Here is a 12,298-nt window from a genome sequence, read left to right as displayed (position 1 = left end):
GGAGCACAACATGAGCGCTATTAAATACGAAAAAAACGCTGACAATATTGTAATTCTTACCCTTGATTCATCTGGTCAGTCTGCCAATACCATGAATGCAGAATTCCGTGATTCACTCAATGACGTCAGCCAAAAGCTTAAAACAGAAACGGATCTAAAAGGTATTATTTTCCGTTCTGCCAAGAAAACTTTCTTTGCCGGTGGTGACTTGGATGAGCTGATTCAAGTTCAACCTGAACATGCCACTGATTTTTTCAAAATGATTGAGGAACTCAAAGGTGACTTACGTGCAATTGAAACTTTAGGTGTACCTGTTGTCGCTGCCTTAAATGGTACGGCGCTCGGTGGCGGTTGGGAAATTGCTTTAGGCTGTCATTACCGTATTGCCATCAATGATCCAAAAACCAAATTTGGTTTGCCTGAAGTGACCTTAGGCTTGCTGCCAGGCGGTGGTGGTATCGTGCGTATGGTACGTTTACTTGGCTTACAAAATGCGTTTCCATTCCTGATGGAAGGTAAGCAATTTGGGGTAGATAAAGCAAAATCACTGGGTTTGGTACATGACACCGCTGAGAACGAACAAGAACTGTTAGACAAAGCCATTGCTTGGGTCAAAGCCAATCCAAAGTCACAGCAACCTTTTGATGTTAAAGGCTACAAGATTCCAGGTGGCGATCCGAAAACGCCTGCGGTGGCACAAGTACTTGCGATTGCCCCTGCGATGCTACGTGATAAAACCAAAGGCTGTTACCCTGCGCCTGAAGCGATCATGGCGGCAGCAGTAGAAGGTGCACAGGTTGATGTTGATACCGCTTTGCGTATCGAATCACGTTACTTTACGCAACTCACGGTCGGTCAGATTTCTAAAAATATGATCGGTACTTTCTGGCATGGTCTCAATGCAATCAAGTCTGGCGCAAGTCGCCCTGCGGATGTTGCAAAATGGCAAGCGACTAAAGTGGGTGTGTTAGGTGCGGGCATGATGGGTGCGGGTATCGCGTATTCGACGGCAATCAAAGGCATCCCTGTGATCCTGAAAGATGTCTCTGTTGAAAACGCAGAAAAAGGCAAAGCTTATTCACAGAAACTTTTGGATAAACGTGTTTCACAAGGTCGTATGACCGCAGAAAAGCGTGATCAGGTGTTGGCACTGATTACTGCAACGGCAAATGCGGCAGACTTGCAAGGCTGTGACCTGATCATCGAAGCAGTATTTGAGAACCAAGAACTGAAAGCCAAAGTGACGCAAGAAGCTGAACAATATTTGGCTGAAGGTGGAATCTTTGCATCGAATACCTCTACCCTACCTATCACAGGTTTGGCGACGGCGAGTAAAGATGCTCAAAAGTTCATTGGACTACATTTCTTTAGTCCAGTCGATAAAATGCAATTGGTTGAAATTATCAAAGGTAAACAGACTTCTGCTGATACATTAGCGAAGGCTTACGACTTTGTTCAGCAAATTGCCAAAACCCCAATTGTCGTGAATGACAGCCGTGGCTTCTTCACCAGCCGCGTGTTTGGTACTTTCATTCAAGAAGGGATGCGTCTACTTGCAGAAGGTGTGCATCCAGCCAAAATTGAAATGGCAGCACTCAAAGCAGGTATGCCGGTTGGCCCACTGGCGATTCAGGATGAAGTCTCTCTAACCTTAACTGAACATGTTGCAGCAGAAACCCGTAAAGCTCTGCAAGCAGAAGGTAAAGATTTACCGAAAACCCCAGTGGATGACGTGGTGCACACCATGATTCATGAGCTGAATCGTAAAGGTAAGGCTGCAGGTGCAGGTTTCTATGACTACCCTGAAAATGGCAAAAAGCATTTATGGGATGGGCTCAGCCGCTGGCAGAAAGACAATAGTATTTCTGAGCAGGACATGATTGATCGTTTCCTGTTTGTACAAGCACTGGATACTTTACGCTGCTATGAAGAAGGCGTTTTAGAATCTGTGATTGATGCCAATGTCGGTTCGATATTCGGGATTGGCTTTGCCCCTTGGACGGGTGGTGCCATTCAATTCCTGAATCAAAATGGCATTCAAAAATCCTTACAACGCGCCGAGCAACTGGCGGCACAATATGGTGAGCGTTTTACGCCGCCAAAATTATTGAAAGAAAAAGCACAGCAAAATACTGTGATTCAATAATCTTGATTTAACCAAGCCGATTAAGGCCCGTATGGAACTCCTTGTCTATACGGGCTTTTTTATGCGATCGACAAAATCACAGCAAAACATCTGAGTAATGCATCACAATTTATGCTATAAGTTTGGTAATTCTGCTTTATTTTTTTGCATCATTTGGAAATTTCTTATGTCTGAAAAACTCTGCCCAGAAACTTCGCCTTGGGGCTGGAAAGCATTAATTATCACCACAATTCTCAGCGTACTGTTTATGGTGATTTTCTACTTGGCTATTAATAATGAACCAGATTATATGCCAATGAATCAAAAGAAAGCGGCTACACCGGCTGAAATGTCACAATCATCAGTGACAACAGAAACAGGGGCAACGGAAGCACATCAACACAATCACTAAAGTGTTATTGCCGAACATGATAAATCTGTGTAAAACATGGGTTTATCATGATATTCGAGATTTTCAATGCTTCAACAAAATCGTCAGGCACTGGTCGTTGAAGGCGGTGGAATGCGCGGTGCATTCACCAGCGGTGTCTTAGATGCATTTTTACAGCAACAATTTAATCCCTTTGATCTCTGCGTTGGTGTCTCTTCTGGTTCAACCAATGTCGCCAATTACCTTGCAGCACAACAAGGTCGTACCCTACAAATCTATTTAGATCATTCGCTTCGCACTGAATTTATCCAATATGGTCGCTTTTTCAAAGGTGGTGACTTGCTGGACTTAAAATGGATGTGGGATGTGGTAGAACAAGAGCATCCGCTCAATCAAGCTCATCTATTTGCCAATCATCCTGAATTTTATATGGTATTGACCCATGCCATCTCAGGTGAAGCCACCTATATCAAAGCATCTAAGGACAATATCCTTGATGGCTTAAGAGCATCAAGTTCAATTCCAGTCTTAACGCGTCAAGCGGTTGAAGTCTTCGGTGAGCCTTATTTTGATGGCGGTGTTGCAGATGCCTTACCCGTGCATTGGGCAGCGCAACAGCATGATGTTTTCAAGTTAATGGTACTCAGAACTCGTCCAAAAAAATATTATAAAGCCACCAGTAAAGGTGATCAGTTCCTTGCCAAATACCTGTTTAAACAACAGCGTGGTTTTGCACAAAGTTTATTAACGCGGACTCAACGTTATAACGATGCTGTCGAATTTACCCGCTCAGCCTCTGGTCAGAAAATCTTGGAAGTTTGCCCCCCTGATTTAAAAAATATGGCAGGTCGTCTTTCAAAGAATAAAGCCAAGATACGCTATAGCTATGATGTAGGAATAGAAACAGGTTTAAAGGCAATTGAAGACTGGAACAAGCTTTAATTCTTATACAAACACATCCAATTTTCCTTTGGATAGCGAAGCGTTTTTTCTTAGTTCAACGATGGCAGCATCTTCGGTCTACGCGTCCCTATCCAAAGCATGAACCAATTTCTTATCATCAATTCCATATTCCTACTTGGCAAATCAGCCTCAAAAGGCGCAAAATCTAGTTTTGTTTTTGTTATTTTTGGAATTTATTATGAATAATCAACCATCCCCAAAAAAAGATTCAAATGAAGAAACGGTATTGGGATGGAAATTTGTCATTATTGTCGGTGTGCTTAGCACGATCTTTTTAAGCTTTTTCTATTTGGCCATGACCCAAGAACCGGATTATATGCCAGGTGCACAGCGTAAAGCGCAACAACAGGAACATGCTCAAAATAGCTCTTCAGCGAGTTCTGAAGTGGCTGCCCAAACTCAGCAACAGCCATAAACTCAGTCCAATTCAAGCTCATTCACTTCATTCTGAATTTACTGTAGATGTGGCATCCGCATTTCAATATGAGGGATGCCACATTCATCATATTCATCCCCTTGCACCACAAAACCAAGCTGCTGATAAAATGACATCGCATGGACTTGTGAAGACAAATGCAGGAATGCACGTTCCTGCTGCTTCGCAAAGGCAATAATATCCAGCATGATCATTTGACCAAGACCTTGCCCTCGATAGGCCTTAAGCACAGCAACGCGCCCCACACTATTATTTTGTAATAATCGTCCTGTAGCAATCGGCTGATCCTGATCATAGATAACAAAGTGTTGTGAGATCGCATCTTGCTCATCCCACTCATCCGCTTCAGCAATACCTTGTTCCTGAATAAAAACCAATGTTCGGATCAATTTCGCATCTTGCTGTAATTGATCCCAATTTCCCTGTTTGACTTGGTACATCGTTTTCTCTGTTTTAATTAACACTTACAGCCAATATTCTCGACTGGCATCTGATCTTGCAATAATAATTCCAGACTCTGTTTTTCAATCCCATACATGGTTTTCAACGCTTGGATTTGCTGCATGATTTTTGCATCAGGTTGTTGAACATCCTTTCGTTTCGTCGCCAAAATCATTTTATTCTTACTAGTATGTTCCAAAGACACAAACTCAAAAACTTTGGTTTCATAACCATAGGCTTTAAGTAGTAACGCACGCAAAGTATCGGTCAACATTTCAGCCTGTTGTCCTGCATGAATGCCGAATTGCAACATCGGCTGTAACACCTCTGGACTTTGTAGCTGTGGACGGAGTTCCTTATGGCAACACGGTGCGCACATAATCATCGATGCATTCAGACGAATACCAGTATGAATGGCAAAGTCAGTCGCAATATCACAGGCATGCAATGCAATCATCACATCTAACTTTTCTGGCTGATAGCTACGCACATCCCCTTCAAAAAAATCCAGATGACTAAAACCCGTTTGATCAGCCACATTCTGACAAAACTCAACCAGATTCGAACGCAGTTCAACCCCCGTAATTAACGGTGTTTTCTGCTGCGCCTGCAAATAGTCATATAAGGCAAAAGTTAAATAGCCCTTACCTGAACCAAAATCGACAATATTCAATTCTTGCTGTGAAGCGTCAATCTGTTCATAGGCATGCGAAAAAATTTCAATAAATTTATTAATTTGCTTCCACTTACGCGCCATACTTGGAACGATTTGTCCTTTTTCATCGGTAATGCCAAGATGCTTTAAAAATGGACTTTGCTGTTGTACATAACGCTGCTTTTCACGATCGTGCTGCTGTTGCCCTACTTTGTCGGTAGATACTTGTTTCTTCTGAGTGTTCAACATGGCTTTCTTCTTATTTTTCTTCAGTTGAACATCTTGTTCAGCACTAAAGAGATTGGCTTGCTTAGACAGACTCAATAACTCAGCAATCTTTTCCAAACCTTCGGCAATACTATAATTTTTAGTGATGTCTTGTGTAGTGTGATGGTATAAGCAAGACAAGTTTGCCTGTCCCTGTAGTTCAATCACACGAAATGTCATCTTTTCTAGTTGCGCTATTTCGCCCTTGTACTGACTCAAAATCAGACGATCAAAGCTTTTACTTTCAATAGATTGCTGGATATCCAAGAAAAACTGCTGTTCTTGTTCAAAAGAAAAATTCGGCGCAAACATAATGAAAACCTGACAAATAGAAACTAAATTTTAAAGCGTCTTACTTTAAAAGGGAAATTGCATTACGATACAGTTGTATTTTTATGCAACCAGATCGCTTGATGAACACAAACACATTGCTGGACTATGACCCCAAAGAAGAACTGATTAATGCCTATAGTCACGGCGCTGGCGCAGTATTGGCTTTAATTGCCTCAATCTTTTTGATCATCAAAGGCTATGGCCTGCCTTTAGGACAATGGATCAGTTTATGGGTCTATGGTTTTAGCTTGGTACTGTTGCTCAGTAGTTCCATGCTGTATCACTTTGCCCAAGATGAACGTAAACGCTATTGGTATAAAAAACTGGATCATACCGCGATTTACTATCTGATTGCAGGCACTTATACCCCGTTTCTCAGTATTGCCATTCCAACTGCCAAGGCACATTACTTGCTGATCGCCTTATGGGCCATTGCCCTGATCGGTACTCTGTTCAAACTGGTATTCATTCATCGTTTCCAAAAAATTTCTTTAGCTGCCTATTTAGTCATGGGTTGGCTGGCTGTTTTAGTGATGGATGATATGCAACGTTATCTGTCTAAAGAAGCAGTACAACTGCTGATTGCAGGTGGTTTGGCTTATACCATCGGCACATTGTTTTATGCCTTAAAAAAGGTAAGATATACCCACGCAATTTGGCATGTTTTTGTGCTATTAGGCGCAGGATTACACTTTTTGGCAATCTACTGTTATGTATTATAAGTCCATATATAGCATTAAGTTTTCGAAGTAAAACTGCACATTCAAAAGGAATTTTTCAAGACAACCGCTATTCTGTTTCTTGAATGAATAACATGAAGGTCTTGTATGTCGTCAAGCACTACGACTGCCACCCCAGAAGTGGCCAGCAACTCAAAAGTACGGGTATTATTTGCCAGCCTTGTCGGTACGACAATTGAGTTTTTCGACTTTTATATCTATGCCACAGCAGCAGTACTCATTTTTCCACACTTATTTTTCCCTGAAAGCAGCGATGGCGCTGCGGTGCTCAAGTCACTTGCGACCTTTGCGATCGCCTTTATTGCCCGCCCGATTGGGGCTGCAATTTTTGGACATCTCGGCGACCGAATTGGACGAAAGGCCACCTTGGTTGCAGCCTTACTGACCATGGGAATTTCAACTGTCTGTATTGGTCTGTTACCAACCTATGCACAAATTGGCCTTGCTGCACCTCTATTGCTCGCCTTATGTCGTTTGGGCCAAGGTTTAGGCTTAGGTGGCGAATGGAGTGGTGCGGTACTGCTTGCCACTGAGAACGCACCAGAGGGCAAACGTGCTTGGTACGGGATGTTTCCACAACTCGGCGCACCGATCGGTTTTATCCTTGCAACAGGTTCCTTCCTGCTACTCAATGCCTTTATGTCTGAACAAGCCTTTATGGCATGGGGCTGGCGTATTCCATTTATCGCCAGTGCGGTATTGGTTTTAGTTGGTTTATACATTCGTTTAAAGTTACATGAAACCCCTGCTTTTCAAAAAGTTCTGAATAAGCAGAAAGAAGTGAATGTTCCTTTCAAAGAAGTAATGACCAAACATTTCCCGATGTTAGTACTTGGTACGATCGCAGCAATCTGTACTTTTGTGGTGTTTTACCTCACCACCGTATTTGCCTTGAACTGGGGCACCACCAAGCTCGGCTATGCCCGTGGTGAATTCCTTGTATTGCAACTGGTAGCAACCCTCTGTTTTGCTGCCTTTATTCCACTGTCAGCGATTTTGGCAGAGAAGTTTGGGCGTAAAAATACCTCTGTTGCCGTGTGTATTCTTTCCGCCCTGTTCGGATTGTGTTTCGCTCCGCTATTAGGTTCAGGTAGTCCAATTCTGGTGTTCTTGTTCTTATGTATCGGTCTTGCCATTATGGGTTTAACCTATGGTCCAATCGGTACTGTGTTGTCAGAAATCTTTCCAACTTCGGTTCGCTATACAGGATCAGCTTTAACTTTTAACTTGGCAGGTATTTTCGGCGCATCCTTTGCACCATATATCGCAACCAAGTTGGCAGAAAGTTATGGTCTTGGCGCAGTTGGTCTGTACCTCAGTGTGGCTTCAATTTTATCGTTAATTGCATTTTTAATGATTCGTGAAACCAAGCATGATGATGTAAACAACCAAATTTAATCATTATTTTTCAGATGATCTGTGGGAAATACGCGCTCAGATCATCTGAAATACCATTCAATTGCATAGTTTTTATCTTATAAAGTTGCGCTTAGGGCTGCATTCTTCCAAATATTTTTTGTGCTAAAATAACCGCCTTCATTTTTTTTAGACGATTGTGTTATGTACGCAGTGATTATCGTTGCCGTATTTTTAGTCAGCTTTTTGTATACCTATTTACGAGGTAAAGAGCGCTTAAAAGCATCTCGACAATTATTTGACCATTCGACATTTTTAGCACCGATCAACATGTTTATGACGGGCTTTTCCAAGTTGCCGAACCAGGCTTTCTTCGATGTGGCGCAGTTCCCTGAACTGAAACCATTACAGGATAACTGGCAAGTGATTCGTGAAGAAGCGATTCAACTGCAAAATCAAATTAAAGCTTCTGAAAAAAACAATGATGCGGGCTTTAATACCTTCTTTAAACGAGGTTGGAAACGCTTTTATCTGAAATGGTATCAAGATAGTCATCCATCTGCACATCAACTCTGTCCAAAAACAGTGGCGTTACTGGAAAGTATTCCATCCGTCAAAGCCGCCATGTTTACCGAATTGCCTTCTGGCAGCTACTTAGGGAAACACCGTGACCCTTATGCAGGTTCGGTACGCTATCACCTAGGCTTAGTCACACCCAATAGCGATGATTGCTTTATCGAAGTCGATCAAGAGCGTTATAGCTGGAGAGATGGTGAAGCTACCGTCTTTGATGAAACCTTTGTGCATTGGGCTGAAAACAAAACCGATGAAACCCGTATTATCTTATTCTGTGACATCGAACGCCCGATGAAATGGGGTTGGGCACAAAAGTTTAATCACTGGTTTGGTCGTAATGTCATGTCTGCGGCAAGTTCGCCCAATGATGACCAAGACAAAACTGGTTTTATTAACCGTATTTTTAAATACGGCTATGCTGTGCATCACTATGGCCGTGGCCTAAAAGAGCGTAATCGCCCACTTTACTACGTATCAAAGTGGCTGCTTTTTGCTATCCTGATTGGCTTAATTTTATTACCAAGCTTTTTATAATAAAATTCTTCCATAAAAAAAGAGATGCAATTGCATCTCTTTTTTTATTCCAAACAAGTTGAAATTAATTTGCTTTAGCAGTCTGAGTACCTGCAGTTTGTGCCGCAGCCGCATTAGCTGCCTGAACAGCTGTTTCACCAATTAAAGCAATCTTCGCTTTCTCTTGGCTTTGTGCTGATAATGCAGGGTTTGATGCCACAATACGGTTAATATTTGCTGAGTTTGCAGGTGCGATTGCAGCAGTTTGCAATACGATTGGGCGGTTGCCTGTATCACCTAGGGTATAGCGAATGCCAGTACGTGGACTAATCACAGTTGTTACTTCACGCTTGACTTGCGCTTCAGCTGTATTGATACCTTTTGCTGCCAATACTTTATCCACAGTTGTGGTTTGTGGTGCATCGTCTGCAAATGCAAAACCAGATACCGCCGCAGTTGCCAAAATTAAAAGTTGTAATGGTTTTTTCATTGTCTTCCCGCTTTTAATGCGAACTCAATCAAGATCTGTAAGTCCAATAATGAAACTACAAAGCGTGCTTGGACTCAAGTAAATTCTCGTAAAAAAAGCAGAGGCTGATGCTCTGCTTTTTTTATTTCAGCTTAAATCAAGTCATGAACTTAGATTTTACCGTGACATTGTTTGTATTTAAGACCTGAACCACATGGACAAGGTGCATTACGACTTTCTGGTACTGGGAATGCATTTTCTGTCACTTCAGTTTCTTCAAAAGCAGTGACTTCACCCGTTAAGCCATCAACATCATCATGTTCGAAAGACAAACGCATTGATTCAGCCTGACGTTGTTGCTGTGCTTCAAGTTCAGCTAACTCTTCTGCTGTCGGCACATGCACACGAGAAAGGTCCGTCACGACATCAGACTTGATCACACCCAACATATTCACAAACAAGTTAAAGGCTTCTTTCTTGTATTCTTGCTCTGGATTCTTCTGCGCATAACCACGTAAATGAATACCTTGACGCAGATAATCCATCGCCGCTAAATGATCTTTCCAATGGCGATCAAGTGAATTCAACATAAAGTGACGTTCAAGCATTGCTGCTGATTCATCACCCATTTGTTCACGGCGTTGACGATAACGTGCAATTACTTCATCAGTAATACGTGCAATCAAACCTTCCTCATCTAAACGACGATCTTGGTCTAGCCATTGCTGTACAGGCAAGTCAATGCCTAAATCTGCATGTAAAGCATTTTCCAAGCCTTCGATATCCCACTGATCATGCACCGACTCAGGTGGAATAAAGTCCGCTATTAAGCCCTTCACCACTTCTTGATGCATTTCTTCGATGTAATCTTGTAAAGTGCTTTCAGCCAATACTTCATCACGTTGCGAATAAATGATCTTACGTTGTTCGTTGTTTACATCATCGTATTTCAATAAGTTCTTACGAATATCAAAGTTACGTGCTTCAACTTTACGCTGTGCATTCTCGATTGAACGACTGACCATTTTATGTTCAATCGCTTCACTTTCTTGTAAGCCCATCGCACGCATCATGGCAACCACACGATCACCCGCGAAGATACGCATCAAGTCATCTTCAAGCGATAAATAGAAACGAGATACACCAGGGTCACCTTGACGACCTGCACGGCCACGTAACTGGTTATCAATACGACGTGATTCGTGACGTTCAGAACCAATGATATGCAAACCACCCGAACTTAAAACATCCTCGTGATCTTTTTCCCATTGTGCTTGTAAGCGTGCTTCATCTTCAGGCGTTGAATTTTCAATTTTGGCAAGCTTGGCTTTCCAGTTACCACCCAGCAAAATATCTGTACCACGACCCGCCATGTTGGTCGCAATCGTCACCGCATTTGGACTACCCGCTTGCGCAATAATATCCGCTTCACGTTCGTGCTGTTTTGCGTTCAAGACTTCGTGATGAATACCTGCTTGTAGCAACTTAGAAGACAAGATTTCACTTGCTTCAATTGTCGCAGTACCAATCAAGATCGGTGCAACACCCTGCTGACGAATATTGGTAATTTCTTCAATAATCGCGGTGTATTTACCATTACGGTTTAAATAAATTAAATCGTTATGATCCTTACGAACCATTGGACGGTGCGTTGGAATAATGACAACATCTAGGCCATAAATTTCTTTCATTTCCGCAGCTTCAGTATCGGCAGTACCTGTCATACCTGAAAGCTTTTTATATAGACGGAAATAATTCTGGAAAGTTGTGGTTGCAAGCGTTTGGTTCTCAGGTTGAATTTCCATGCTTTCTTTGGCTTCAACCGCTTGGTGCAAGCCTTCTGACCAGCGACGACCAGGCATGGTACGACCCGTGCTTTCATCCACAATAATGACTTCTTCTTTCTGAGTCTGTGGATTAACGCCAATAATGTAGTGCACATTCTTTTGATAAAGATAGTGTGCACGAATCGCTGCAGTGACATGGTGAACTAAATTCAGGTTAGTTGCTGAATAAAGACTCTCGCCTTCAGCCAACAAGCCCATTTCAATCAGTTTTTGCTCAACCGTTTCATAGCCGACTTCAGTCATTTCAACTGAACGTTGTTTCTCATCGACCCAGAAATGCCCACCATCAGCCACTTTTTCTTCTTTCTGTGGACGTAATGTCGGAGGAATATTATTAATAAGCTGATAAAGATGAGATGAATCTTCACTTTGACCAGAAATAATTAATGGCGTACGTGCTTCATCAATTAGAATTGAGTCGACTTCATCGATGATGGCATAGCTTAAACCACGCTGTTTTTTCTCTTGTAGAGAAAACACCATATTGTCACGTAGATAGTCGAAACCGAATTCGTTATTGGTACCGTAAGTAATATCAGCAGTATACGCTTGTGCTTTTTCAGCAGGCATTTGCATGGAGTAAATCACACCAATGCTCAAGCCCAAGAATTCGAATAATGGACGGTTTAACTCAGCATCACGTTGTGCCAAGTAGTCGTTCACCGTAATCACGTGAACGCCCTGACCGCTTAATGCATTAAGATAACAAGCCAAAGTACCCATCAGGGTTTTACCTTCACCTGTACGCATTTCGGCAATTTTACCTTCGTGCAAGGTAATACCACCAATCAACTGCACGTCATAATGGCGCATGCCCATGACACGTTTTGCTGCTTCACGACACACCGCAAACGCTTCTGGCATTAACTTATCTAAACTTTCGCCATTACTAAAACGTTGTTTGAATTCTGGAGTTTTTGCAGAGAGGTCTGCATCGTTAAGAGCAGATATCGTCGGTTCAAGCGCATTAATTTGTTCAACAATTTTACGCATGCGTTTGAGCTCGCGCTCATTTTTTGTACCGAAGATACCTCCGATCAGACTTGCCAACATGAATAAACTCTCTAATCCTGTTTGTTATAAGGTTTGTCAATTTCAACAAACCCTAGGTCGGTTAATTTTTTCTTAGCTGTTATTATGGAGTCAGAAATAAGAACTACAAGTGCTTTGCATTCAAACAGGCAAA

General features: G+C 42.2%; 11 protein-coding genes. 7 read left to right on the top strand and 4 right to left on the bottom strand.

The window, feature by feature from the left end:
- The first annotated feature begins 10 nt into the window (after positions 1–10).
- From MN869_RS04240 to MN869_RS04225, 4 genes are all read left to right on the top strand, one after another.
- A complete protein-coding gene (locus MN869_RS04240; protein ID WP_241304702.1) occupies positions 11–2,146 on the top strand; it encodes a 3-hydroxyacyl-CoA dehydrogenase NAD-binding domain-containing protein in 2,136 nt (711 codons plus the stop codon).
- A gap of 166 nt (positions 2,147–2,312) precedes the next feature.
- Positions 2,313–2,537 carry a hypothetical protein gene (locus MN869_RS04235; protein WP_005206131.1) on the top strand — a complete coding sequence of 75 codons (225 nt, stop codon included), beginning with the start codon at positions 2,313–2,315 and terminating at the stop codon, positions 2,535–2,537.
- A 66-nt stretch (positions 2,538–2,603) separates the two neighbouring features.
- A complete protein-coding gene (locus tag MN869_RS04230) occupies positions 2,604–3,458 on the top strand; it encodes a patatin family protein (RefSeq protein ID WP_241304701.1) in 855 nt (284 codons plus the stop codon).
- A gap of 199 nt (positions 3,459–3,657) precedes the next feature.
- A complete protein-coding gene (locus MN869_RS04225) occupies positions 3,658–3,894 on the top strand; it encodes a hypothetical protein (protein WP_005206134.1) in 237 nt (78 codons plus the stop codon).
- Positions 3,895–3,932: 38 nt separating this feature from the next.
- On the opposite strand, the gene MN869_RS04220 is transcribed toward MN869_RS04225, so the two are convergent.
- Together MN869_RS04220 and MN869_RS04215 are read right to left on the bottom strand one after the other, a co-directional pair.
- Positions 3,933–4,355: a GNAT family N-acetyltransferase gene (locus MN869_RS04220; protein WP_005206135.1), complete on the bottom strand. Its 423-nt coding sequence runs from the start codon at positions 4,353–4,355 to the stop codon at positions 3,933–3,935.
- Between the two features lie 17 nt (positions 4,356–4,372).
- Positions 4,373–5,590, bottom strand: coding sequence for an SAM-dependent methyltransferase (locus MN869_RS04215; RefSeq protein ID WP_241304700.1), 1,218 nt, complete (start codon positions 5,588–5,590; stop codon positions 4,373–4,375).
- A 101-nt stretch (positions 5,591–5,691) separates the two neighbouring features.
- On the opposite strand from MN869_RS04215, the gene MN869_RS04210 reads away from it, so the two are divergent.
- The 3 genes from MN869_RS04210 to lpxO all read left to right on the top strand — a co-directional run bounded on the left by MN869_RS04210 (position 5,692) and on the right by lpxO (position 8,817).
- Positions 5,692–6,333, top strand: coding sequence for a hemolysin III family protein (locus MN869_RS04210; RefSeq protein ID WP_241304784.1), 642 nt, complete (start codon positions 5,692–5,694; stop codon positions 6,331–6,333).
- A 105-nt stretch (positions 6,334–6,438) separates the two neighbouring features.
- A complete protein-coding gene (locus tag MN869_RS04205; protein ID WP_241304699.1) occupies positions 6,439–7,749 on the top strand; it encodes an MFS transporter in 1,311 nt (436 codons plus the stop codon).
- Between the two features lie 162 nt (positions 7,750–7,911).
- Complete coding sequence (lpxO, locus tag MN869_RS04200; RefSeq protein WP_005206139.1) at positions 7,912–8,817, top strand: lipid A hydroxylase LpxO; 906 nt, start codon at positions 7,912–7,914, stop codon at positions 8,815–8,817.
- Between the two features lie 64 nt (positions 8,818–8,881).
- Here the strand turns inward: lpxO and MN869_RS04195 are convergent, their stop codons facing one another.
- Positions 8,882–9,286 carry a hypothetical protein gene (locus MN869_RS04195; RefSeq protein WP_243306903.1) on the bottom strand — a complete coding sequence of 135 codons (405 nt, stop codon included), beginning with the start codon at positions 9,284–9,286 and terminating at the stop codon, positions 8,882–8,884.
- A gap of 149 nt (positions 9,287–9,435) precedes the next feature.
- Positions 9,436–12,165 (bottom strand): preprotein translocase subunit SecA, encoded by a 2,730-nt coding sequence (gene secA / locus MN869_RS04190; RefSeq protein WP_004802826.1) that lies wholly within the window; start codon positions 12,163–12,165, stop codon positions 9,436–9,438.
- Positions 12,166–12,298: the final 133 nt, after the last annotated feature.

Source organism: Acinetobacter sp. NIPH1876 (genome assembly GCF_022808535.1).
Classification (GTDB): domain Bacteria; phylum Pseudomonadota; class Gammaproteobacteria; order Pseudomonadales; family Moraxellaceae; genus Acinetobacter; species Acinetobacter higginsii.
This window is presented reverse-complemented; position numbering and strand designations above follow the sequence as displayed.